The organism is Bradyrhizobium sp. Kon69 (assembly GCF_055807515.1).
In genome coordinates this window covers 78,070-101,733 of sequence record NZ_JBVVOS010000005.1, presented here as the reverse complement: position 1 = coordinate 101,733, position 23,664 = coordinate 78,070, and the positions used below count along the sequence as shown (strand labels likewise).

Here is a 23,664-nt window from a genome sequence, read left to right as displayed (position 1 = left end):
AATAGTTGTCTCAAGACCTGATCCGCGAAACCGCTTGCACCGTCGTCGACAAGCTGCGGTCCGGCGACGTCTCGCCGCTGGAGCTCTTGGATGTACTGGAAAAGCGCATCAGCCAAGTCGACGGCAAGGTCAACGCGCTGCCGACGCTGTGCTTCGATCGCGCGCGGGATAGCGCAAAGGCGCTGATGCGGAATCCGGCGGGTGCGCGCGGATTGCTCGCCGGTCTGCCGGTGCCAATCAAGGACCTGACCGATGTTGCTGGCGTGCTGAACACCCAGGGCTCGCCGATCTTCAAGGACAACATCCCGGCGACGTCCGACATCCTGGTCGAAAACCTCGAGGCCAACGGCGCCGTCGTCTACGCCAAATCCAACACGCCGGAGTTCGGCGCCGGCGCCAACACCTTTAACGAGGTGTTCGGCGCAACTCTCAATCCCTGGGATACGTCCAAGTCGGCAGCCGGCTCGTCAGGCGGCGCGGCCGTTGCGCTCGCCACCGGCATGGCCTGGCTCGCGCAAGGCTCCGACATGGGCGGCAGTCTGCGCAGCCCGGCAGCTTTCTGCGGCGTCGTGGGCATGCGGCCGAGCATCGGCCGGGTCGCGCATACTCCAAAATCAGCCATCGATCGTAACCTCGGCGTCGTCGGTCCGATGGCACGCAACGTCGAGGATCTCGCGCTGCTGCTCGATGCCATGAGTGGCGACTATGCAGCCGATCCATTGTCGCTTCCCGCGCCTGCGACCTCATTCCTGTCAGCGGCACAATCAGGCAAGAAACCGAAGCGCATCGCCTACTCGCCCGATCTCGGCATCACGCCAGTCGATCCCGAAGTCAAAGCGATCACACGCAAGGCGGCTCAACGCTTTGCCGAAGCCGGCGCCATCGTCGAGGAGGCGCACCCGGACTGGCGCGAGGCGCATGAGTGCTTCCACGTGCTGCGCGCGTTCGATTTTGCGATCAGCAAGGCCAATCTGTTGCGCACCAAGCGCGACCTGCTCAAGCCCGAAGTGATCTGGAACATCGAGGAAGGCCTCAAGCTCACGATCGAGCAGCTCGAACGCGCCGAGGCGCAGCGCGTCGGCATGACCGGGCGTGCGGTCGAGTTCTTCAAGAGCTACGATCTGCTGCTGGTACCGACCACGATCGTGCCTCCCTTCCCGATCGAGCATCGCTATGTCGCCGAATGCGCCGGCACGACGTTCGACAACTACGTCGAGTGGCTCGGCATCGTCTATGCGATCACGCTCGCCTGCTGTCCCGCGCTGTCGCTGCCGTGCGGCTTCACCGCATCGGGACTTCCGGTCGGCCTGCAGGTCGTCGGGGCTCCACGCGCGGATGCGCAGGTGATCGCCGGCGCCAAGGTGCTGGAGGATATTTTGGGCGTACGCGGCACGACGCCGATTGATCCGCGCGTGAAGAATTAGGACTCGGAAGGCGCAGCGCGCTCGGTAGACCCCCTCGCCCCGCTCTTGCGGGGAGAGGGTTGGGTGAGGGCCTGCTTCCGTGAAGACGGTGGCAGTTCAACTCGCGGAGATTTCCCCTCACCCGATCGCTTCGCGATCGACCTCTCCCCGCAAGCGGGGAGAGGTGAAGAAGCATCACCTTCCGTCCGTCGCCTCCAGACTCCGGCTATACCGCGACATCGCGAAGCAGAAGACAAAATAGATACCGGCGATGAAGATGTAGACTTCGACGGAGAATTGCTGCCACGCCGGATCGATGATCGCGGTCTTGGCCGTCGTCAGCAAGTCGAAGATACCGATGATCAGGACGAGGCTGGTGTCCTTGAAGAAGGCGATGAAGGTATTGACCAGCGGCGGGATGACGTGGCGGATCGCCTGCGGCAGGACGATCAGCCGGTTCTTGCGCCAGTAGGACAGGCCGAGCGCGTCGGCGGCCTCGTATTGCCCGCGCGGCACGGCCTGGAGGCCGCCGCGAATGACTTCGGCAAGATAGGCACCCGCGAACAGGATGATCGCGACCTGCGCGCGCAGGAGCTTGTCGATGTTGAATCCGTTCGGCATGAACAGCGGAAACATCACGCTCGCCATGAACAGCAGACTGACCAGCGGCACGCCGCGGATCAGCTCGACATAGAGCACGCTGAGCGAGCGGATCGCGGGCAGTTTTGAGCGCCGGCCAAGCGCGACCAGGATGCCGAGCGGGAAGCCGAAAGCCAGACCGAAGGTCGCCAGGATCAGCGTCACCGGCAAGCCGCCCCAGCGGTCCTGCGAGACGAACGACAAGCCCAATATGCCGCCCCACATCAGCACGCTGATCAGCACGAGCGCTCCGATCCAGAGATAAGCCAGTTCGCGCCGCCATAAGGCGCGGCGGCTGGACAGATAGAACAGGGCGATGAACAGCAGCACCGCCAGCGCCGGCCGCCACTGCTCGTCGAACGGATAGGTGCCGAACAGGATGAAGCGGTATTTTTCGGGGATGATCGCCCAGCATGCACCGACGCCGCGTACCGCGCGGCATGCGCTGGAATCGTTCGCCGGGGTGAGCCAGACCGCATTGGCGATGCCCCATTGCACGAAGCTGAAAAGGCCCTTTGCGAGCACTGCCAGCAACACGACCGAAAGGATGCCGTTCGGGATCGACGAGAACAAATTGGTGCGCAGCCAGCGCAGCACCGGATTGCCGATCTGCGGGCGGCGGGCGGCGCGCGGTACTTCCGGAATGTCGGCGATCGCCGTCATGGTCAGCGCTCCACCAGCGCGATGCGCGAATTGTACCAGTTCATGAAAAAGCTGATGCCGAGGCTGATGGTCAGAAACACCGCCATGATCAAGGCAATGGCCTCGATCGCCTGACCGGTTTGGTTCAGCGTCGTGTTGGCGATCGAGACCACGTCCTGATAGCCGATCGCCACCGCGAGCGAAGAGTTCTTGGTCAGGTTGAGGTACTGGCTCGTCATCGGTGGCACGATCACGCGTAGCGCCTGTGGCAGGATGATCTGCCGCAGCATGAAGCTGCGTCGCAGTCCGAGCGCATTGGCGGCATCCCACTGGCCGCGCGGCACCGACTGGATGCCGCTGCGCACGATCTCGGCGATGAAGGCCGAGGTGTAGGTGACGAGCGCGATCAGCAGCGCGAAATATTCCGGCGCGAGCGTCAGCCCGCCGACGAAGTTGAAGCCGCGCAACTCCGGCCATTCGATCGTCCAGGATACGCCGAGCAGCACGGACACCGCCGCAGGCAGCACAACGAGCAACCCGAGTCCAAACGGCCAGGCCGGCCGCGGCTTGCCGTCGCGCATTTGCTGCGCGATGAGCCGCCGCTGGATGACATAGAACACGACAAGCCCGAGCACCGCCGTGCCGAGCACCCAAAGCTGCGGCGTCCCGATCGGAATCGCCGGCAGGATCAATCCGCGATTGGACAGGAACACGCCCTCGATCGGCCGCCATGCCGCGCGCGCGGCCGGCAGCGCCTGCATCAGCACGTACCAGAACAGGAGCTGGAGCAGCAGCGGGATGTCGCGGAGCGTTTCGACATACACCGCGGCGAGCCGCGACAGCAGCCAGTTGGCCGACAGCCGCGAGATGCCGATCACCGTGCCCAGGATGGTCGCAAGCACGATTCCAATCACGGCGACGCGCAGGGTGTTGGCGATGCCGACGACGAAGGCCCAGAGATATGAGTCTCTCGGATTATAGGCGAGCAGGCTGTCGGCGATGGGCATGCCGGCCTCACGGCCGAGGAAGGCAAAACCGGTCGTGATGCGGCGCGCGGAGAGATTGGTGACCGTGTTGGACCAGAGGAAGACGATGACCGCGACTGCGATCCCGACCACCAGGGCCTGCCAGAACAGGCCTTTCAGCTCGCGTCGTCCGAAAGCGCCCAAGAAGCGGCGGCGCGGCGGCGGTCTCGGAGCGTCTGACGTCACAGCACAAAAATCCTTCTCAAGACGGCGATTTCCGGCAGCGTACGTCAACTGTTGCACCAAACTCTACTTCGTGCAACAAATGTTTCATGGCCGAGCCCGCCAAATCCTCGCCGCTGAGCGAACTGCGCATTGCATTGCCATCGCTTCCGATGCGGTTGCAGGAGGTCGGGCGTTTCGTCGCGGCCAACGATTACGACGCCACCACGCGTTCGATGCGCGATCTCGCAGCGGTTGCCGGCGCCGATCCCGCCGCCTTCACGCGGCTTGCCAAGGCGATCGGCTATTCGGGCTGGGACGAATTGCGCGCGGCACTGACGGAGGAGCGGCGGCCCTCGCAGATAGCGCCCTTCTCCGGCCGCGCCAGGAGCCGCCGTCACGGCCCGAACGCCGATGTCGCGCTCGTCACCGAAAAGCTCGAGGCCGAGGCCGCCGGACTTCCGCGCATCCCGGCGCAGCCGATTGCGGAGGCGGCACGCGCGCTCCACGATGCCAAGCGAATATGGATCACCGGCTACCGAAGCTGCCGCAGCGTCGCGGAGCTGCTCAACTACGAGCTCCGGCTGTTTCGTCCCGAACAGGTGCAACTCGTCGGCGCGTCCGGCCCCGACGATCTCGACCTCGGCGCATTCCGGCCCGGCGAAGCCGTCATCGTCATCGGTTTCATGCCGTACACTCATGCGAGCGTCCGCGTCGCGCAGGCCGCGTATCGTGCCGGCGCGGCCCTGATCGCGATCGCCGATAGCCCTTCGGCGCCGATGGCCGAGGGCGCGGACCACGTACTGCTGTTCGAGGCGGCCTCCTCTCCCGGCTTTTTCCCCAGTCTCACCGGCGCCATTGCGATCGCGCAATCGCTCGCCGCCGTGACGTTTTCGCTCGGCGGCACGGCCGCCAAGAAACGCCTGGAGAATACCGAGGCGCGGCTGGCCGCGGCCTCAACTTACGTTTCAGAGAAAGGTTGACCCATGGCCGCTCGCACCAGCCGCGTGCTGCATCGCTCGCTGCGCGAAACGCCGCCCAAGGCGATCGGCGGCGAAGGCGTCTATCTCTTCGCTGAGGACGGGCGCCGCATCATCGACGCCTCCGGCGGAGCTGCGGTCTCCTGTCTCGGCCACCAGCATCCGCGCGTGATCGCAGCGATCACGAAGCAGGCGTCGACCCTCGCTTATGCCCACACATCCTTCTTCTCGTCCGAGCCGGCGGAGGCGCTGGCGGAGAGGCTGGTCGGCCATGAGCCCGGCGGCCTCGCCTACGCCTATTTCGTCAGCGGCGGATCGGAAGCGGTTGAAGCCAGCATCAAGCTCGCGCGGCAATATTTCATCGAGCGCGGCGAGCCGCAGCGGCAGCACTTCATTGCGCGGCGGCAGAGCTATCACGGCAATACGCTCGGCGCGCTCGCGGCCGGCGGCAATGCCTGGCGCCGCGCGCCCTACGCTCCGCTGCTCTCCGACGCCTTCAGCCACGTGACGCCGGCCTTCGCCTATCACGAGAAGCACGATGGCGAATCCGATGCGCAATTCGTCGCCCGGCTTGCGGCCGAGCTCGAAGCCGAGTTTCAGCGCCTCGGCCCCGACACGGTCGCCGCGTTCCTCGCAGAGCCCGTCGTCGGCGCCACCGCAGGTGCCGTGACGGCGCCGGACGGCTACTTCAAGGCGGTGCGCGAGATCTGCGACCGCCACGGTGCGCTGCTCATTCTCGACGAGGTCATGAGCGGCATGGGCCGCACCGGCACCACGCACGCCTGGGAGCAGGAAGGCGTGGCGCCCGACATTCAGGCGATCGCGAAGGGCCTCGGCGGCGGCTACCAACCGATCGGTGCAATGCTGGCGAGCGGCAGGATCATCGAAACAATCCGCTCAGGTTCGGGCGCCTTCCTACACGGCCACACTTATCTGGCGCACCCTCTCGCTTGCGCCGCCGCGCTCGCGGTGCAGGACGTGATCCGCGAGGACGACCTGCTCGACCGGGTCAAGGAGCGCGGCAAGCAGCTCGAGCAGCGGCTCATCGAGCGATTCGGCAATCACCGCCATGTCGGCGACATCAGGGGCCGTGGCCTGTTCTGGGCGATCGAGCTCGTCGCCGATCGCGCCGGCCGGACCTCGTTCGATCCCGCGCTGAAGCTGAACCAGAAGATCAAGGCGGAGGCCTTGGCCAACGGTCTCGGCTGCTATCCCGGCGGCGGCACCGTGGACGGCGTCCGTGGCGACCACGTGCTTCTGGCGCCGCCCTATATCACCTCCGCGGAGGAGATCGATCTGATCGTCGACAAGCTCGGCACGGCTGTCGACAACTTATTGCGTCGTGTCAATCAGTGAGGGGAGAATAGCATGATGAGGAAAGTGGTTATCGTAGCCGGCTTGCTCGCGGCATCGACGGTGGTCGCGTCGGCGGCAACGCTCGACACGGTGAAGAGCCGCGGCACGCTGATATGCGGCGTCAGCGCCGGTTTTGCCGGCTTCTCCGCGCCGGATTCGCAAGGCAACTACAAGGGTCTTGACGTCGATTATTGCCGCGCGCTCGCCGCCGGCGTGCTCGGCGACGCCAGCAAGGTGCGTTACGTCTCGCTGACCGCGCAGAACCGCTTCACCGCGCTCCAGTCCGGCGAGATCGACGTGCTCTACCGCAACTCGACGCAGACCTATCTGCGCGGCGTGACACTCGGCCTGCGGCAGGGACCGGTCAACTTCTACGACGGCCAGGGCTTTGTCGTGAAGAAGGACCTCGGCGTGAAGGAGATCAAGGATCTCAAGGGCGCCACCGTCTGTGTCGCGCAGGGCACCACGCATGAGGTCACGCTCGGCGATTACGGCCGCGCCAATGGCATCGACTGGAAGCCGCTGGTGTTCGACCGCGTCGACACCATGTACCAGACCTTCTTCGGCGGGCGTTGCGACGCCATGACCCAGGACGCTTCCGCGCTTGCCGGCGCCGTGACGACCGCGGCGCCGAACGCGGCCGACTACGTCGTGCTGCCGCAGACCATCAGCAAGGAGCCGCTCGGCCCCTTCACCCGCAATGGCGATGAAGTCTGGAGCGACATCATCACCTGGCTGCATTACGGCTTGATCGAGGCCGAAGAGCTTGGCGTCACACAAGGCAATGTCGACGAGATGGCGAAGTCGCAGACGCCCGCGATCCAGCGCCTGCTCGGTGCCTCCGGCGATCTCGGCTCGCGGCTCGGGCTCGACAACAAATGGCTGGTCACGGCCATCAAGGCCACAGGCAATTACGGCGAGATCTACGAGCGCAATGTCGGCAAGGCGAGCCCGCTCAAGCTCGAGCGCGGCCTCAACGGCCTCTGGAGCAAGGGCGGTTTGATGTACGCGGTGCCGTTCAAGTAAAAGGCGCGTCACCTCTCCCCGCTTGCGGGGAGAGGTCGGATTGCACAGCAATCCGGGTGAGGGGGACTCTCCGCGAGTTCAACTCTCACCGCCAACGTGGATAGAGCCCCTCACCCCACCCTCTCCCCGTAAGAACGGGGAGAGGGAGAAGAAACGCCGAACCCAATGCGCATCGCCCTGATCCACGCCCTCAAGCATTCCGTCGCCCCGATCGAAGCTGCGTTCGCGAAGGCGTGGCCGGAGGCGCGGCTGATGAACCTGCTCGACGACAGCCTGTCGTCGGATCTGGCGCGTGACGGCAAGCTCAACGATGCCATGGCCGAGCGCTTTCTTGCGCTGGGTCGCTACGCCACGGCGACGGGCGCGGATGCGATCCTGTTCACCTGCTCGGCGTTCGGTCCCTGCATCGAGGCGGTTGCGCGCGCACATGCGCCGATGCCGGTGCTCAAGCCGAACGAAGCCATGATCGAGCGCGCGGTGACGATGGGCCGGCGCATCGGCCTGCTCTCGACCTTCGCGCCGACGCTGGCCTCGATGCCGCCGGAGTTTCCTTCCTCCGTCCAGGTCGTGCCGAAACTAGCCGAAGGCGCGCTTGCCGCGCTGGACCGCGGCGACCGCGCTACGCATGACCGGCTGATCGTGGAAGCCTCACGCGATTTGCGCGATTGCGACGTCATCGCGCTCGCGCAATTCAGCATCGCGGCAACGGCGCCCGTCGTGGTAGAAGCTACCGGCCGCCCAGTCGTGACCACGCCTGACAGCGCCGTCGAGAGGCTGAGGAAGCTGTTGGCGGCAAAGGCTTAAGCGCCAGCCTTTTTCGACCGCCGTGCGCCCTTGATCGCCGCCGCAAGTGCCGCCTTGGTTTCGCTGACAAAATCCTCGACCAGGTCTTCGCGCGTGGCATGGGCAGCCTCGCCGGTGAACAGTCCCTGCTCAGCCAGCATCACCACGCCGTGCACTGCCGCCCAGATCTTGAGCGCCTGCCGCTCGCGCAAGTAATCAACTGCCGGAGCTTCCAGCGCCTCGATCACGAGCGCAAAGGTTTCGCGGGTCGCTTCGTGCAGCTCGCTGCCTTTCGCCGCACACGACACCGTGCGCGAGGCGAACATCAAGCGGTAGATGCCATTGCGGCGTAAGCCGAAATCCAGCGTCGCCTGCGCCAGCAGCGACAGCTTCGACCGCTTCGACGGCTTTGCCATCGCCGCACGCAGAAGCACGCTGAGCTGCCGGAATGCCTCCGCCGTCACCGCCGCAAGCAGCGCCTCGCGATCGGCAAAATGCCGGTAGGGCGCCGGCTGCGAGACGCCCAGCTGCTTTGCCAGCGCCTTGATGCTGATCGCCTCCGTCCCGCCCTGCTCGGCTTCGCGCAGCGCGGCCTTGATCAAGGCGTCGCGGAGATCGCCATGGTGGTAGGTGTTCTCGGGCTTGCGGGCAAGTTGTGAACGCATGTTGCGCAGAGCCTATAAGTTTGCGCTTGACAGGGGAAGCCCGCCGCGAATGTAATATCCTATAACTTGAATAAGAACTCAGATGGGAGCGCGCGCCGCCTTCAGGCCGGAGCGCATACGACCGAGGAAGCCGCCATGACAGAGCGACTGAGGGTTCACGTCGATCCGGACAAATGCCAGGGGCACGCGCGCTGCAAGGCGCTTGCGCCGGAGCTGTTCGAACTGGACGAATACGGTAACGCCCACGAAGCCGGCGACGGCACCGTCCCACCCGGCCTCGAAGACAAGGCCTGGCTTGCCAAATCCAATTGTCCGGAAATCGCGATCGACGTGATCGAGGAGTAGCGCAGCCGCTGCCCGCGAGCCTTCCGCGACCACGAGCCCCAAGGGATTTCGAGATGTCCGACGTCAGCCAGCCCGCCGCCCATCCGCCCGTGACCGACTGGGTCCATGATTTCGACCACACCGATCCGCAATGGACGGAAGATCCCTTCCCGATCTGGGACGAGCTGCGCGCCGCAAGCCCGGTCGTGCATACCGACCGCTTCCTCGGCTGCTACCTGCCGACGACCTATGAAGCGGTGCGCCAGATCGCCAACGATAGCGAGCATTTCTCCTCGCGTCGCATCATCGTCCGTGACGTTCGGCCGGAGATCACCAGCAGAAACTCCGCCCCGCCGATCACGTCCGATCCGCCGGTACACAAGCCAGCCAAGCAATTGCTGCTGCCGCCGTTCACGCCGGACGCGATGAAGAAGCTGGAACCGCGGGTGCGCGCGATCTGCAACGAGTTGATCGACGGTTTCATCACTGAAGGCCGAGTGGACGCGGCAGAGCGCTACACCAAGCACATTCCGGTTCGCGCGATCGCCCACATGCTCGGCATCCCCGAGACAGACAGCGATCTCTTCATCCGCTGGATCCACATGATCCTGGAACTTGGCATCAAGGACGAAAACACGCTGCTCCAGGCGGTGCAGGAGATGACCGTCTATTTCAGCGGCCATATCGAGGCGCGCAAGAACAAGCCGACCGACGACCTCATTTCCTACCTGATGAATGCCAGGGACAAGGACGGCAATCCGCTCGAGGATTCGCACGTGCTGGGCTCGCTGCGCCTGCTCCTGATTGCCGGCATCGACACCACCTGGAGCGCGATCGGCTCCTCGCTCTGGCACCTCGCCCGGACGCCCGCCGACCGCGAGCGCCTGGTCGCCGAGCCCGGGCTGATCCCGACCGCGGTGGAAGAGCTGCTGCGCGCCTATTCGCCGGTGACGATGGCGCGCGAAGTGGTCAAGGAGACCACGATCTCAGGCTGCCCGGTCAAGCCGGGCAACATGGTGCTGCTGTCCTTCCCGGCCGCCAACCGTGACCCGAAAATGTTTCCGGATGCTGACAAGGTCGTGATTGACCGCCGTGAGAACCGCCACGCGGCCTTCGGCCTCGGCATCCACCGCTGCGTCGGCTCGAACCTTGCGCGCATGGAGATGCAGGTTGCGCTGGAGGAATGGCTGAAGCGAATTCCGGACTTCGCCCTCGATCCGGCAGGCACGGTGACCTGGTCACAGGGAACCGTCAGAGGCCCCCGCCAGTTGCCATTTTTGCTTGGAAAGGCGATGTAGACCTCTCCAAAGAGCAATACCGAGAGGCCGGACGTGACTGAGCAAATAACCCGACCGGCTTCCGACCACATTGACCTCGCCGACGCCAAGCGCCGGATCAAGGCGATCTTCATCGGCTCGATCGGCAATCTCGTCGAGTGGTATGACTTCTACGCCTACACCGCGTTTGCGCTCTATTTCGCTCCCGCCTTCTTTCCCGGCAACGACCCCGTCGTCCAGCAATTGAATGTCGCCGTCGTATTCGCGGCGACCTTCCTGATGCGGCCGCTGGGCGGCTGGCTGTTCGGCTATATCGCCGATCATTACGGGCGGCGCATCTCGCTGACGCTGTCGGTCGTCTTCATGTGCTTCGGCTCGCTGATCATCGCGTTGACGCCGACCTACGCCACGATCGGCTTCGCCGCGCCGGTGATCCTGGCACTCGCCCGCGTCATCGAAGGCTTGAGTCTCGGCGGCGAATACGGCGCCAGCGCCACCTATCTCAGCGAGGTCGCCGACCCCAAGCACCGCGGCTTCTATTCGAGCTTCCAATACGTCACCCTGATCGGCGGCCAGCTCACCGCGATCATCGTCCTTCTGCTTCTGCAAAAGATCTTCCTCACGCCGGAGGAACTGAGAGCCTGGGGCTGGCGCATCCCGTTTGCGATCGGTGCGGCGCTCGCGATCTTTGCTGCGGTGATGCGGCGCGGCTTGCACGAGACCGAGGCCTTCGAAGAAGCCAGAAAGGTGGTGAAGCCGACCGGCTCGCTCACCAATTTGCTGCGCTATCCCCGCGAGTTGCTCCTGGTGGTCGGCCTGACCGCGGGCGGCACTGCGGCGTTCTACACTTTCACCACCTATATGCAGACCTTCGTCAAGCTTTCGGTTGGGTTGACCGAGGACCAGACCACGTTCGTGATCTTCGGCACGCTGATCTTCGCGACCATCCTGCAGCCGATCTATGGCGCCATCTCCGACAAGATCGGCCGCAAGCCGCTGCTGATCTTCTTCGGCGTCGCCGGCACGCTCGCAACCGTGCCCCTGCTGATGACGCTGAAGGAGACCAAGTCGCCCTTCATCGCGTTCATCCTGATCTGCTGCGCCTGGCTGTTCGTCGCCGGATACACCTCGATCAACGCCGTGGTGAAGGCCGAGCTGTTCCCGACCAATGTCCGCGCCCTCGGCGTCGGCCTGCCCTATGCGATCACCGTCTCCCTGTTCGGCGGCACGGCGCCGGCGATCGCGCTCTATTTCAAGAGCATCGGGCATGAGGAGTGGTTCTACTACTATCTCGCCGGCATCATCTGCCTGTCACTGATCATCTATTCCACCATGCGCGACACCAAGCACGCCTCCGCGATGCACCGACACGAGTAGCCGATGGCCGAAGACAACGAGCGCCCCGACAGCAAGCTGACGCGCACCAAGGAGAAATGGGCGCGCGAAGGCCGCTTTTTGACCGGCAAGGTCACGCGCCCGGAAGATCAGCGCCTGCCGCCCGGCCAGCATCTGACAAAAGACTGGCCGGTGCTCGATCTCGGCGTCGTGCCGCCGATTTCGCGCGAGCGCTGGCGGCTCGACGTCTACGGCGCGATCGAGACCCCCGTGTTCTGGACCTTTGCCGAGTTCGCCGCCCAGAAGCAGGCGCAGTTCACCTCCGACATCCACTGCGTCACCACCTGGTCGCGCTACGACAATGAGTGGGAGGGGCTCGCCACGCGCGAGCTGCTCGCGGCCTGCCAGCCGCGCGAGGACGCGCGCTTCGTCGTGCTGCATTCCCATGACGGCTACACCACCAACCTCGCGCTGGACGACTTTGCAGCCGAGGATGCATTGCTCGCCCATAGCTGGTCCGGAGAGCCACTGTCGGACGAACATGGCGGCCCGGTGCGGCTGGTGGTGCCGCATCTGTATTTCTGGAAGAGCGCCAAATGGGTTCAGTCGATCGAGTTCCTGACCGAGGACGCGCCGGGCTTCTGGGAAGTCCGCGGCTACCATAACCGCGGCGATCCCTGGGCAGAGCAACGCTATTCGGGCGATTAGGTTCAGCAAGGACGGGGGAAGCCCATGCCGACAGAGCGCTTTCAATTCACCGGCGAAGGCGGCCATCAACTTTCGGCCGCGCTGGAGCTACCCGACAGCGAGCCTGCAGCCTTCGCGCTGTTCGCGCATTGCTTCACCTGCGGCAAGGACACGCTGGCCGCCAAACGCATCTCGGTCGCGCTCGCCGCCAAGGGCATCGCGGTGCTGCGCTTCGACTTCACCGGGCTCGGCTCCAGTGAAGGAGATTTCGCCAATTCGACGTTTTCCTCCAACGTCGCCGATCTCGTGCGCGCGGCCGATCATCTGCGTAGCGTCCGCAAGGCGCCGTCGATCCTGATCGGTCACAGCCTCGGCGGCGCCGCGATCCTCGCGGCAGCCGGACGCATCCCCGAGGCCAAGGCGGTTGTGACCATTGCGGCACCCTCCGATCCCGCCCACGTCACCGGCCTGTTCAAAGAGCATCTCGACGACATTCGCACCCAAGGTGAGGTCGAAGTCTCGCTTGCGGGACGCCCGTTCCGGATCAAGCGCGAATTCCTCGACGACATCGCCGAGCACGAGCTGATGAAGGACGTCACCCGCCTGCACAAGGCGCTGTTGGTCATGCATTCTCCGGTCGACGATACTGTCGGCATCGACAATGCGACCAAGCTCTTCGTCTCCGCCCGGCATCCCAAGAGCTTCGTCTCGCTCGATCATGCGGATCATCTGCTGACCAAGCCGGCCGATGCACTCTACGCAGCCGACATGATCGCGGCCTGGGCAAGCCGGTACATCGACACAGCCAAACCCGCGAAGGCAATGGATCTCCCGGAGGCGCCGCGCCGGGTCGTGGTGCAGGAGACCCGCAAGAGCAAGTTCAACCAGATCATCTCCGTCGGTCCGCATCAGCTCATCGCGGACGAGCCGGTCGCCGCCGGCGGCGAGGATGCCGGCCCTGGTCCGTATGATCTTCTGCTCGCTGGCCTCGGGGCCTGTACCTCCATGACCATGCGCCTCTATGCCGACCGCAAGTCGCTGCCGCTCGATCGTGTCACCGTCTCGCTGAAGCATTCCAAAATCTATGCAAAAGACTGCGCGGAGTGCGAGACGCGCGACGGCATGCTCGACCAGATCGAGCGCGACATCGCGATGGACGGCGCGCTCGATCCCGAGCAGCGCAAGAAATTGATGGAGATCGCCGACAAGTGCCCGGTGCACCGGACGCTGACCTCGGAAATCCGCATCGTGACGAAGGCTGTGGATTAGCGCGACTGCGCTAGAAGCACGACGCCATCGTCCGCAACGCCGCGGTGATCTCGCTCTCGCGCCAGGCCGCGAAGCCGAGCAGTAGGCCGTGATCGCGCGGCCTGCCCAGTGCCAAGCCGGACAGGGCGCGCGTTTCGACGCCCGCTTCGACCAGCCGCTTGACCGCCGCCTGATCGGCGCGGCCACGCTTGAGGCGGGCGACGAGCTGAAGGCCGCCCGGAGGCGCTTCGACCGAGACAACCTCGCCGAGATGACGCTCCAAACCCTCGACGAGGCGATCACGGCGGGCGTGATAGATCCGGCGCATCCGGCGCAGATGCGCCAGGAAATGCCCGTCGGCAATGAACTCGGCCAGCGCGTCCTGGACGTGGCTCGCGGCAATCAGTCCGATGTGCCGCTGTACGATCTCGAGAGTGTTGACCAGTGCCGGCGGAACGACGAGATAGCCGAGCCGGATGTCCGAGGTCATGGCCTTGGAGAACGTACCGACATAGAACACGCGGCCATGGGCATCTAGTCCCTGCAAGGCCGGCACCGGCCGGCTGTCATAGTGGAATTCGCCGTCGTAATCGTCCTCTACGATCCAGGTCTTGCCGGGCCTGCTCAGGCCAAGAAACTCCGTGCGGCGCGAGAGCGACATCAGGCGGCCGGTCGGGTGCTGGTGCGATGGCGTCATGAAGATCAAGGTCGGGGCCGCCAGTCCCGGAATCCGCTGCATGCCCTGCTCGTCCAGTCTCATCCCGATCACGTTCGCACCGGACGCGCGGAAGGCGGCCGCGGCACCGGGAAAGCCGGGATCCTCGACCCAGACGTCGTCACCGGGCGTGATGACGGCGGCCGCAATCAAGGTCAGCGCAGCCTGCGCGCTCGGCAGAATCAGGATCTGATCCGCCGTCGCGCGCACGCCCCTGCTGGTCGCCAGATAATGCGCCAGCACCTCGCGCAGGCGCGTCCGGTTGACCGGTCCAAGCTCGCGCTTGGCCGCGCGCACGGCGCTGCGGCGCAGGCAGCGCGCCCAGACCTCGTTCGGAAACTCCCGGAAATCGCCGTGCCCGGGACGCAAGGGTCTTAGTCGCGCCTGATAAGACATCGGCCAGTCGGTCTGCGTGAGGCTCGAAGCCCAAGGCGAAAGCCGCGGCTTGCCAGGGCGTACGCGAGATGCGACGGCGCCCGCCTCTGCGATGCGCTCGCCGCCCTCGACCGTGACCATCGGACGGCGGCCGTGCGAGGCCTCGAGATATCCCTCGGCGGCGAGCTGCTCGAACGCATAGGTGACGGTGTTGCGCGAGACGCCGAGATCGCTCGCAAGCCGGCGGCTCGACGGCAGCGTGCGGCCTTTGCCGAGGCGGCCCGTCGCGATCAAGCTTCGGAGCTGGCTCGTCAGCTGAGCCACCAGTCCGTCGTCTTCGGCCCGGTTCAGGTCGATCAGGGCGGAAATCAAGCTGTCCGGAACTGGCACCTTAATCCTTTCCAATCTGGCACTTTTTCAGGTGCCAAACGGGATGCTATTCGCCTGATAGAACTGCTTCAAGGATTTTGCGATGAACTCCCTCTCACCCCGCGCGGCCGTCGGCCTGTTTCTCATCGTCGTGCTGGCCTGGGGCGTGAACTGGTCGGTGACAAAGCAACTCGTCCAGTTCCTTCCGCCGCTCTGGACCTCGGCGATCCGCAGTTGGATCGCTCTGGCAGCATTGTTCGTGATCCTGGGGCTCAGCAACAATCTGGTGATCCCCAAGCGGCGCGACATTCCGGTGGTCCTGAGCGTCGCGCTGCTGCACATGACGATATTCTCTGTCCTGGTGGCGGCGGGTGTGCGCTTCCTGCCCGCGAGTAAGGCCATTGTGCTCGGCTACACCACGCCGCTCTGGGTCGCGATCGCAGCGCCCCTGCTGGGGAAGGATACGCTGACTGCGCCAAAACTGGCCGGCGCCCTGCTCGGGCTGATTGGTCTTGCCGTTATCCTGAACCCCACCTCGATCGACTGGACCAATGCCAACGTCGTGCTCGGCGCCGGCATGGTGATCCTGGCCGCGATCTCATGGGCTGCGAATATCATCTATATCCGCGCGCATCGCTGGATCGCATCCCCACTTCAGCTCCTGATCTGGCAGGTGCTCGTTGCCACGATCGTGCTGTCAGCGGCTGCGATGATCGTGGAGGGGCTGCCGCACGCGGAATGGTCATGGAAACTCGTCCTGCTGTTCCTGTACTCCGGTCTGATCGGGACAGCGCTGGCTTATTGGGCCATGTCGATGGTCAACAAGAGCATCTCGGCTCTGACGACGGCGCTCGGGACCACCGGAACGCCGCTCGTCGGGATCGCCTGCGCTGCGATCCTGCTGGGCGAGCCTATTGATATTAGTCTTGCCGTTGCGGCCGGACTGATCATCGCTGGCATTGGCTTTGCCACGCTCGGCGATCGTATGCTGCGCCGTCAGGCTACCGCGAACGGCTGAACGCGCAGGACCCCGCGCAAGCCCGCCGTCGTGCCGAGCAGGATGCCGGCGACGGCGACGAAGGAGCCCAGCGCGAGCGTCGACACGCCTGTAAGTCCTTGCCCGATCGAACAACCGAACGCCATCACGCCGCCGATGCCCATCAGCGCGGCGCCACCCGCCGATCGCAGCATGTGGCGTGGTGAGGAATAGCCTTCGAGATGGAAACGGCCCGTAGCAAGCGCGGTGGCCAGACTGCCAGCGAAGACGCCGACAACTGTCGCAATGCCGAAATTCGGCGTCAGACCGGTCGAGAGCATGGCATATTGCAGGCTGTCCGCGATCGGCGCGACGAAGGTGAGCGAGGTCACCGGCACCGGGTTGAAGTCATCCGCGCCAAGATAGCCTGTGACGAACCAGCCGCCGGCGACGAGGAGACCGACGATGACACCGGCTGCAATCTGGCCGGTGGAACGCCGGAACGCCGGGTGCGCGAAAGCAAACAGGATCAGCGCAACGACGACGATAGCAGCAGCCATCGCGCGCGAAACCGCTTCAGCCGGACCGAACGTCGCCAACAGCGACGGCAGCGAATTCAAATTGACTGTGGTTTGCGAGGCCTGGACCAGCGCGATGCGCGCTGGCGCGATCAAGCCCTTCAGCGTCATCTGCGCGGCGATGGCGAGCACGACCACCACGACGAAGGAGCGGAGATTGCCGCGACCGAGCAGCACCAGCGCGCGCGAACCGCAGCCGTTCGACAGCACCATGCCGTATCCGAACAGAAGTCCGCCGAGAAACAGCACCGGCACCGAAAAGGACTGTTGCAGGTAGATCGATTTGCCGAGATCGACCATGCCGTTGCCGGCGAGGAATTGACTCGCGGCGGTCGCAACCGCGATCGCCAACGCGTAGGTGCGTACCAGCCGCCCATCCCCCTTCGCCAACCAGCCGCGCATGCTGCTCATCAGGCAGAAGCCGCTGAGCAGGCCGACGGCGCCGTAAACCAGGCCGATGACGAGGCCCGCGAGGATGACGAGTTGGGTGGACGATTCCATGATCAAGGCTTCAGGATCACGCGATCCCGCGACGAGCCTGCAACGGCGACATAGGCCTCCTTCGCGCGTTCGAGCGGATAGACGGCGTTCGCCTTGATCGCGAACGGTTTCAGGTGCCCGCTCGCGAAGCCCGGGCCGAGGTCACGCAGCACAGCGCCTGTCGCTATCGACGAGAGGCCGAGCGTGTCGATGCCGACATAGGTGTGTTGCCCGCGGTAGAATTCGAGAATGTTGAACTGCACGATGCGGTCGATCGCGGCGATCAGGATCTGGCGGCCGCGAAGCGCGAGCGACTTGTGCGCCGCCTGGAAATAGGGATCGCCGACCGTGTTGAAGACGATGTCGGCACCTTTACTCCCGGTCAACTCGCGCACGCGTGTGGCGACGTCGGTCGCGGAAGCGTCGATCACCTCGATGGCCGCGTTGGTATGGCCCTCATAAGCTTCCGCTTTGCGCACCACGCCGATGACACGCGCGCCCTGCCAGGTCGCGATCTGCACCGCCGCTTGACCGACCTTGCCGTTGACGCCGAATACCAGCACCGTTTCCCCGGGCTTTGGAATGCCGGCGCGGCGAAAGCCCTCCATGGCGGTGACGAAGGGCACGCCGATGCCGGCGGCCTCCTCCCACGATACGGTTTTCGGCTTGTCGACAACCGCGTCAGATTCAACGACAAGATGGCTGGCGTGGGTGCCGTCGCGACGGATGCCGAGATCGCCGGAGGAGCCGAACACCTCGTGGCCGATCGTACCGGCGGGCCCGTCGATCACCACACCGGCGTAATCGCGACCCGGCGTGCGCGGGAACACGGCGTAGGGCATCAGCCCAGTTGCGGCCTTGACGTCGGAGGGATTGACCGCAGCGGCCCTGACCTCGATCAGGAGATCGCTAGGGCCGCGAGCGACCGTCCGACGCTCAACCACCGGCGCAACCGCAGCCGCGTTCTCGGCCTTCGCGGTGAGGCGCACACAGCGCGCATCGACGGCTTTGGGATCGGCTATTGACATGGAAAGACCCGCGATTTCTCGCCGGCCTTGTCGCCTTTGGGGGCGGTCGAGTCAATCCGTCAAGTCAATCCTTCGGCCGCTTGTCGTAGAGGCGCTTGGCCTTGCCGAGCGAGCGCTCCAGCGTGGCCGGCGCAACCACGCTCACCCTGGAGCTGATGCCGATGGTGTTCTTGATGTGCGTCGAGATCCGGCTCGCGTGGTCGAGGAGGCCCCGGCCGTCCCAGCTCTCCGGCCGCGCCTCGGCAATGATGGTCAACTCGTCCATGCGGCCTTCGCGGGTCAGTTCCAGAATGAAATGCCCGCCGCACCAGTCGGTGGCGAGCAGAACCTCCTCGATCTGGGTCGGGAACAGATTGACCCCGCGCAGGATGATCATGTCGTCCGAGCGCCCCGTCACCTTCTCCATCCGCCGCATGCCCGGCCGCGCCGTGCCCGGCAACAGGCGTGTGAGATCGCGGGTGCGATAGCGGATCACCGGAAAGGCTTCCTTGGTGAGCGAAGTAAAGACCAGTTCGCCCTTCTCGCCGTCGGGCAGCACCGCACCGGTGTCGGGGTCGATGACTTCGGGATAGAAATGGTCTTCCCATATGTGCAGGCCGTCCTTGCTCTCGATACATTCCTGCGCAACGCCGGGCCCGATCACCTCGGAAAGACCGTAGATGTCGGTCGCGTCCATGTCGAAGGCGTCCTCGATCTCGCCGCGCATGGCATTGGTCCAGGGCTCGGCGCCGAAAATGCCGACCTTGAGCGAGCATTGACGCGGATCGAGCTTCTGGCGCTTGAATTCGTCGAGGATCGCCAGCATGTAGCTCGGGGTCACCGTGATGATGTCGGGCCGGAAGTCGTTGATGAGCTGCACCTGCCGCTCGGTCATGCCCCCGGAGATCGGCACCACGGTGCAGCCGAGTTTTTCGGCGCCATAGTGCACCCCTAACCCGCCGGTGAAGAGCCCGTAGCCATAGGCATTGTGGATGATCATGCCAGTTCGACCGCCGGCCGCGCGGATCGAGCGCGCCATCACGTCCGACCATGTGTCGATGTCGTGTTGTGTATAGCCGACCACGATCGGCTTGCCCGTCGTGCCGGAGGACGCGTGCACGCGCACCAGCTTTTCACGGGGCACGGCAAACATGCCGAAGGGATAATTGTCGCGCAGATCCGTCTTCACGGTGAACGGAAATTTCGCAAGATCGGAGAGCTCGCGAAAGTCCGACGGATGCACGCCGACCGCGTCGAAGGCCTTGCGATAATGCGCGACGTTGTCGTAGGCGTGCTTCAGCGACCAGGCCAGCCGCTCCGTCTGGAGCGCCATGATCTCGTCGCGCGATGCGCGCTCGTGCGCATCCAGCTCGGCCTTATAGGTGTCGCCACCTTCCTTGAGCCTCGTCAGAGCCATCCTCGTTTCCCCGTATCATTGCTTTTCTTTATTGGCCCTGCGCCGGCAGCCAATTGCCGGAAATAACCCGCGAATGCCCGCGGAATTCGGCGATGACTGTATCGCCGGCGGTGACGCGCACGTCATAGATGCCGGAGCGGCCGCCGCGCGTAACCTCGCGCGCTTTTGCGACGAGGCAATCGCCGAGCTTGCCCGGCTTGATGAAGGTGATCTGGCCTTGCGCCGCCACGACGCGATCGTTGTGCGAGTTGCACGCGAAAGCGAAGGCGGAATCGGCCAGCGTGAAAATGAAACCGCCATGGGCGATGCGCTGGCCGTTGACCATGTCCGGCCGTACAGTCATGGCGAGCGTGGCATAGCCCGGCCCGATCTCAATGATCTCCATGCCGAGTCCCTTGGAGGCGTCGTCCTCCGCCCACATCGCATCGGCGCAGGCGCGGGCAACATCCTCGGGCGACAAGGCGGCTTTGACGTTCACGCGCTTCTCCCGTCCGATTGTTTGGACACGATGTTCTGCTGCCTGGCTAAAACTGTCAAACGTGGTCGTAATCGACGACGACCCGCTCCGACGATGGCTTGGCCTGACAGGTCAGGACAAAGCCGGCCTTCAGCTCCCAGGGTTCCAGCGAGTAGTTGATATCCATCGGCGCCTCACCCTCCACCAGTTTTGCACGGCAGGTCGAGCACATGCCGCCCTTGCAGGCGAAGGGCAGATCGACACCGGCGCGCAGCGCGGCATCGAGGATCGCCTCGTCCTGGGCAACCGGCACGTCGCGGCGCTTGCCGTCGATGATCAGCGACGCGATCGCTTTCGGCGGCGCGTCCGGCGCAACGATCTTCTTCGGCCGCGGCTTGCCGCCGAACTCGGAGACAAACCGCTCGACATGGATGCGCTCGTCCGCGATGCCGAGATGGCGGCAGGTCGCCTCGATGTCCTCGCTCATGCCGGACGGACCGCAGATGAAGACGTGGTCGACGCTTTCCGCCGGCACGAGCGAACGCAACAGTACCTTCACCTTGTCGCCGTCGAGCCGGCCATGCAGGATCGGGATATCCTGCTCCTCGCCGGAGATGACGTGGAAGATCGAGAGCCGGTCGATGAAGCGATCCTTGAGCTCTTCAAGCGCCTCGAGGAACATGATGTTGTCGGTCGTGCGATTGCCGTAGAACAGGAAGAAGCGGCTGTCCGATTCGCGGGCGAGCACGCCCTTGACGATCGACAGGATCGGCGTGATGCCGGAGCCGGCGGCAAAGCCGACATGGATGCGGCCGGCGCCGGCCGGCGGGATCACGCCGAAACGTCCCGTGGGCGTCATCACGTCCAGCGCGTCGCCACACTTCAAATCGTCCGCTGCCCAGCTCGAAAACGCGCCACCATCGATCTTCTTTACGGCGATGCGTATCTCGCCGTCGTCGGGGCCGGAGCAGATCGAATAGGAGCGGCGCACTTCCTCGCCATCCAGCGTGGTGCGGAGGGTCAGGTATTGGCCGGGTGTGAAGGCGTAGTCGGTCGCAAGCTCCGCCGGGATGGCGAATGTCAGCGATACGGCGTCCGACGCTTCGCGGCGGAGGTCGTTGACGGCCAGGCGATGAAAGCGCGGTGCGGCTGCTGACATGGTCAATGACACTTGAAATAATCGAAGGGTTCGCGGCAGGCCCTGCAGCGCCAGAGCGCCTTGCAGGAGGTGGAGCCGAATTCGGACAGCAACTCGGTATTCGCCGAGCCGCATTGCGGGCACATAACGGCTTGCTCGCCGAACAGCGCGCGGCGTGAATTCGAATCCTGCGGCGGCGCGATCCCGTAGGCGTGAAGCTTCCGGCGGCCCTCTTCGCTCATCCAGTCGGTGGTCCAGGCCGGCGAGAGCACAGTGCGGACCTTTGGACCGCAGAAACCGGCGCGCTCCAGCGCGACCTCGATTTCCAGCGCGATCATGTTCATGGCCGGGCAGCCCGAATAGGTCGGGGTGATCGCGACCTCGACGTGATCGCCGTCGAGGATGACATCACGGAGTACACCGAGATCGGCGATGGTCAAAACCGGGATTTCGGGATCGACTACGCTCGCCGCCGCATCCCAGGCCCGTTGGCGCAGTTTGCTATGGGGCTCCAGCACCGTCACCATGTCTGCCCCGGGAAAGTGCGCTGCATCGATTGCAGGTCTGCGAGAAGATGGCCGAGATGCTCGCTGTGCCGGCCCACGCGGCCGCCCTGCTGCATCCAGTCGTTCTGCGGCAGCTTGAGCGTGGCTTCACTGATCACATCCGAGAGTGTCGTCAGCCAGCGACCCCGCAAGGTCCCTGGGTCTACAGCGATACCGGCATGGATCAAGGCGCGCTCGCCGTCGTCGACGGCAAACATCTCGCCGGTGAACGCCCAGAGATGATCGATCGCAGCCTGCGCGCGGGCATGGCTCTCGTCGGTGCCGTCGCCGAGCCGAATGATCCACTCCGAGGAATGCCGCAAATGATAGGCACTCTCCTTCTCCGACTTGGCGGCAATCGCCGCGAGCGTCGTATCGCGCGAGATCATCATGGCGCGCCAGTAGAGATCGGCGAAGGCGGAATAGAAGAACTGCCGCACCAGCGTCTGGGCAAAGTCGCCGTTCGGCTGCTCGAGGAGCAGCAGATTGCGATACTGCCTGACATCGCGAAGGTAGGCGAGCTTGTCTTCGTCGTTGTCCTTGCCTTCGGCTTTGGCTGCGTAGGTGTAGAGCTCGCGGGCCTGGCCGATGAGGTCGAGCGCGATATTAGAGAGCGCCATATCCTCCTCCAGCATCGGCGCGTGCCCGCACCATTCCGACAGCCGGTGGCCGAGGATCAGCGCATCGTCGGCGCGGCGCAATGCGTAGAGCACCAACGGCGTTTCGGAGACCTGGGTGTTGGCGCTCGCCATCACATGTGCCCCACTTCTTCAGGCACCTCGTAAAACGTCGGGTGCCGGTAGATCTTCGATTCCGCCGGCTCGAACATCATGCCCTTCTCCGCGGGATCGCTTGCGGTGATCGCCGTCGACGGCACGACCCAGATCGAAAGGCCCTCGCCGCGACGGGTGTAGATATCGCGGGCGGCCTGCAAGGCCATGGTGGCGTCGCTCGCATGCAGCGAGCCGACATGCTTGTGCGCGAGCCCATTGCGGCTGCGAATGAAGACTTCCCACAGCGGCGTGTTCGGCGTGGCCATCGTGATCTCCCTACTCTGCCGCTTGTGCAGTTCGACGCTGCGCGCGCTTGGCGGCATAGCTAGCTGCCGCCTCGCGTACCCAGGCGCCCTCGTCGTGCGCCTTGCGGCGCGCAGCCATCCGGTCACGGTTGCACGGGCCATTGCCGGCGAGCACCTGTTTGAACTCGGTCCAGTCGATCTCGCTGTAGCGCCAGTGCCCATCCGCATCCTGAATCATGCCGGGATCGGGAATCGTGAGGCCGAGATATTGCGCCTGCGGCACGGTGGCATCGACGAATTTCTGCCGCAGCTCGTCATTGGAGAAGCGCTTGATCTTCCATCTCGTCGAGGTGTCGCTGTGCTGGCTGGTGGCATCCGGCGGGCCGAACATCATCAGCACCGGCCACCACCATCTGTTCAGGGCATCCTGCGCCATCGCCTTCTGCTCGTCCGAGCCGCGGCACAGCGTCAGCATGATCTCATAGCCCTGGCGCTGGTGGAACGACTCCTCCTTGCAGACGCGGATCATCGCGCGGGCATAGGGGCCGTAGGAGCAGCGGCACAGCGGGATCTGGTTCATGATCGCGGCGCCGTCGACCAGCCAGCCGATGGTGCCGATGTCGGCCCAGGTCAGCGTCGGATAGTTGAAGATCGAGGAATATTTTGCCTTGCCCGCGAGCATGGCGTCGACCAGCTCTTCGCGCGAGGTGCCGAGTGTCTCGGCCGCGGCATAGAGATAAAGCCCGTGGCCGCACTCGTCCTGCACCTTCGCGAGCAGCGCGGCCTTGCGGCGCAACGACGGTGCGCGCGTGATCCAGTTGCCTTCGGGCAGCATGCCGACGATTTCGGAATGAGCGTGCTGGGAGATCTGGCGGGTCAGCGTCTTGCGATAGGCCGCCGGCATCCAGTCGTTCGGCTCGATGCGCTCCTCGGCATCGATGCGGGCCTGAAACTGCGCCGCCTTAGCTGCGTCCTCGAGGCTGCGGTCATCCGCCTCGGTCGTGTTCAGCGCCTGGGTATACATGCGCATCCTCCCA

General features: G+C 64.7%; 24 protein-coding genes. 11 read left to right on the top strand and 13 right to left on the bottom strand.

The genetic code is table 11. From position 1 onward, the window contains the following. Window positions 1-5 precede the first annotated feature (5 nt). The gene (locus AC0L3U_RS08765; protein ID WP_473361443.1) at window positions 6-1,424 is read left to right on the top strand and encodes an amidase; all 1,419 of its coding nucleotides are present in this window, start codon (window positions 6-8) and stop codon (window positions 1,422-1,424) included. 174 nt (window positions 1,425-1,598) lie between these two features. Here AC0L3U_RS08765 and AC0L3U_RS08760 read toward each other — a convergent pair whose 3' ends face one another. Together AC0L3U_RS08760 and AC0L3U_RS08755 are read right to left on the bottom strand one after the other, a co-directional pair. Beyond that, the gene (locus tag AC0L3U_RS08760; RefSeq protein WP_473361442.1) at window positions 1,599-2,705 is read right to left on the bottom strand and encodes an amino acid ABC transporter permease; all 1,107 of its coding nucleotides are present in this window, start codon (window positions 2,703-2,705) and stop codon (window positions 1,599-1,601) included. A gap of 2 nt (window positions 2,706-2,707) precedes the next feature. After that, on the bottom strand, window positions 2,708-3,895 hold the full coding sequence (locus AC0L3U_RS08755) for an amino acid ABC transporter permease (protein ID WP_473361441.1): 1,188 nt from the start codon (window positions 3,893-3,895) through the stop codon (window positions 2,708-2,710). An 86-nt stretch (window positions 3,896-3,981) separates the two neighbouring features. Between AC0L3U_RS08755 and AC0L3U_RS08750 the strand changes: the two genes are divergently transcribed. The 4 genes from AC0L3U_RS08750 to AC0L3U_RS08735 all read left to right on the top strand — a co-directional run bounded on the left by AC0L3U_RS08750 (window position 3,982) and on the right by AC0L3U_RS08735 (window position 8,037). Next, complete coding sequence (locus AC0L3U_RS08750) at window positions 3,982-4,854, top strand: MurR/RpiR family transcriptional regulator (protein ID WP_473361440.1); 873 nt, start codon at window positions 3,982-3,984, stop codon at window positions 4,852-4,854. Window positions 4,855-4,857: 3 nt separating this feature from the next. Continuing rightward, on the top strand, window positions 4,858-6,207 hold the full coding sequence (locus tag AC0L3U_RS08745) for an aspartate aminotransferase family protein (RefSeq protein WP_473361439.1): 1,350 nt from the start codon (window positions 4,858-4,860) through the stop codon (window positions 6,205-6,207). Window positions 6,208-6,219: 12 nt separating this feature from the next. Beyond that, a complete protein-coding gene (locus tag AC0L3U_RS08740) occupies window positions 6,220-7,233 on the top strand; it encodes an amino acid ABC transporter substrate-binding protein (RefSeq protein ID WP_473288894.1) in 1,014 nt (337 codons plus the stop codon). A 165-nt stretch (window positions 7,234-7,398) separates the two neighbouring features. Further along, a complete protein-coding gene (locus tag AC0L3U_RS08735; RefSeq protein WP_473361438.1) occupies window positions 7,399-8,037 on the top strand; it encodes an aspartate/glutamate racemase family protein in 639 nt (212 codons plus the stop codon). On the opposite strand, the gene AC0L3U_RS08730 is transcribed toward AC0L3U_RS08735, so the two are convergent. Beyond that, on the bottom strand, window positions 8,034-8,681 hold the full coding sequence (locus AC0L3U_RS08730; protein WP_473361437.1) for a TetR/AcrR family transcriptional regulator: 648 nt from the start codon (window positions 8,679-8,681) through the stop codon (window positions 8,034-8,036). The two genes, AC0L3U_RS08735 and AC0L3U_RS08730, sit on opposite strands and share 4 nt — an antisense overlap. A 135-nt stretch (window positions 8,682-8,816) precedes the next feature. Here AC0L3U_RS08730 and AC0L3U_RS08725 point away from each other — a divergent pair, with 135 nt between their 5' ends. From AC0L3U_RS08725 to AC0L3U_RS08705, 5 genes are read left to right on the top strand one after another with little or no spacing between them, the layout of a single operon-like run. Next, on the top strand, window positions 8,817-9,026 hold the full coding sequence (locus AC0L3U_RS08725; RefSeq protein WP_007607931.1) for a ferredoxin: 210 nt from the start codon (window positions 8,817-8,819) through the stop codon (window positions 9,024-9,026). 53 nt (window positions 9,027-9,079) lie between these two features. Continuing rightward, window positions 9,080-10,303, top strand: coding sequence for a cytochrome P450 (locus AC0L3U_RS08720; protein WP_473361436.1), 1,224 nt, complete (start codon window positions 9,080-9,082; stop codon window positions 10,301-10,303). 33 nt (window positions 10,304-10,336) lie between these two features. After that, window positions 10,337-11,659: an MFS transporter gene (locus AC0L3U_RS08715; RefSeq protein WP_473361435.1), complete on the top strand. Its 1,323-nt coding sequence runs from the start codon at window positions 10,337-10,339 to the stop codon at window positions 11,657-11,659. Between the two features lie 3 nt (window positions 11,660-11,662). Then, complete coding sequence (locus AC0L3U_RS08710) at window positions 11,663-12,325, top strand: sulfite oxidase-like oxidoreductase (RefSeq protein WP_473361434.1); 663 nt, start codon at window positions 11,663-11,665, stop codon at window positions 12,323-12,325. Between the two features lie 24 nt (window positions 12,326-12,349). Continuing rightward, the gene (locus tag AC0L3U_RS08705; protein ID WP_473361433.1) at window positions 12,350-13,573 is read left to right on the top strand and encodes a bifunctional alpha/beta hydrolase/OsmC family protein; all 1,224 of its coding nucleotides are present in this window, start codon (window positions 12,350-12,352) and stop codon (window positions 13,571-13,573) included. Window positions 13,574-13,583: 10 nt separating this feature from the next. Here the strand turns inward: AC0L3U_RS08705 and pdxR are convergent, their stop codons facing one another. Beyond that, window positions 13,584-15,032 carry a MocR-like pyridoxine biosynthesis transcription factor PdxR gene (gene pdxR, locus AC0L3U_RS08700; RefSeq protein WP_473361432.1) on the bottom strand — a complete coding sequence of 483 codons (1,449 nt, stop codon included), beginning with the start codon at window positions 15,030-15,032 and terminating at the stop codon, window positions 13,584-13,586. A gap of 82 nt (window positions 15,033-15,114) precedes the next feature. On the opposite strand from pdxR, the gene AC0L3U_RS08695 reads away from it, so the two are divergent. Continuing rightward, window positions 15,115-16,029: a DMT family transporter gene (locus tag AC0L3U_RS08695; protein ID WP_473361431.1), complete on the top strand. Its 915-nt coding sequence runs from the start codon at window positions 15,115-15,117 to the stop codon at window positions 16,027-16,029. On the opposite strand, the gene AC0L3U_RS08690 is transcribed toward AC0L3U_RS08695, so the two are convergent. The 9 genes from AC0L3U_RS08690 to paaA all read right to left on the bottom strand — a co-directional run bounded on the left by AC0L3U_RS08690 (window position 16,008) and on the right by paaA (window position 23,651). Then, window positions 16,008-17,066 carry a YeeE/YedE family protein gene (locus AC0L3U_RS08690; RefSeq protein WP_473361430.1) on the bottom strand — a complete coding sequence of 353 codons (1,059 nt, stop codon included), beginning with the start codon at window positions 17,064-17,066 and terminating at the stop codon, window positions 16,008-16,010. The genes AC0L3U_RS08695 and AC0L3U_RS08690 overlap by 22 nt on opposite strands. Before the next feature lie 2 nt (window positions 17,067-17,068). Further along, window positions 17,069-18,073 (bottom strand): quinone oxidoreductase family protein, encoded by a 1,005-nt coding sequence (locus AC0L3U_RS08685; RefSeq protein ID WP_473361429.1) that lies wholly within the window; start codon window positions 18,071-18,073, stop codon window positions 17,069-17,071. 64 nt (window positions 18,074-18,137) lie between these two features. Further along, window positions 18,138-19,469: a phenylacetate--CoA ligase PaaK gene (paaK, locus tag AC0L3U_RS08680; protein WP_473361428.1), complete on the bottom strand. Its 1,332-nt coding sequence runs from the start codon at window positions 19,467-19,469 to the stop codon at window positions 18,138-18,140. A 28-nt stretch (window positions 19,470-19,497) separates the two neighbouring features. Further along, the gene (gene paaI / locus AC0L3U_RS08675) at window positions 19,498-19,947 is read right to left on the bottom strand and encodes a hydroxyphenylacetyl-CoA thioesterase PaaI (RefSeq protein WP_473361427.1); all 450 of its coding nucleotides are present in this window, start codon (window positions 19,945-19,947) and stop codon (window positions 19,498-19,500) included. Between the two features lie 55 nt (window positions 19,948-20,002). Continuing rightward, a complete protein-coding gene (gene paaE / locus AC0L3U_RS08670; RefSeq protein WP_473361426.1) occupies window positions 20,003-21,085 on the bottom strand; it encodes a 1,2-phenylacetyl-CoA epoxidase subunit PaaE in 1,083 nt (360 codons plus the stop codon). A 2-nt stretch (window positions 21,086-21,087) separates the two neighbouring features. Next, a complete protein-coding gene (paaD, locus tag AC0L3U_RS08665; RefSeq protein ID WP_473361425.1) occupies window positions 21,088-21,591 on the bottom strand; it encodes a 1,2-phenylacetyl-CoA epoxidase subunit PaaD in 504 nt (167 codons plus the stop codon). After that, a complete protein-coding gene (paaC, locus tag AC0L3U_RS08660) occupies window positions 21,585-22,361 on the bottom strand; it encodes a 1,2-phenylacetyl-CoA epoxidase subunit PaaC (RefSeq protein WP_473361424.1) in 777 nt (258 codons plus the stop codon). The genes paaD and paaC overlap by 7 nt, the downstream gene beginning before the upstream one ends. After that, a complete protein-coding gene (gene paaB, locus AC0L3U_RS08655; RefSeq protein ID WP_008136594.1) occupies window positions 22,361-22,648 on the bottom strand; it encodes a 1,2-phenylacetyl-CoA epoxidase subunit PaaB in 288 nt (95 codons plus the stop codon). The genes paaC and paaB overlap by 1 nt, the downstream gene beginning before the upstream one ends. 10 nt (window positions 22,649-22,658) lie before the next feature. Next, window positions 22,659-23,651 carry a 1,2-phenylacetyl-CoA epoxidase subunit PaaA gene (gene paaA / locus AC0L3U_RS08650; RefSeq protein ID WP_456765307.1) on the bottom strand — a complete coding sequence of 331 codons (993 nt, stop codon included), beginning with the start codon at window positions 23,649-23,651 and terminating at the stop codon, window positions 22,659-22,661. Between the last annotated feature and the right edge of the window lie 13 nt (window positions 23,652-23,664).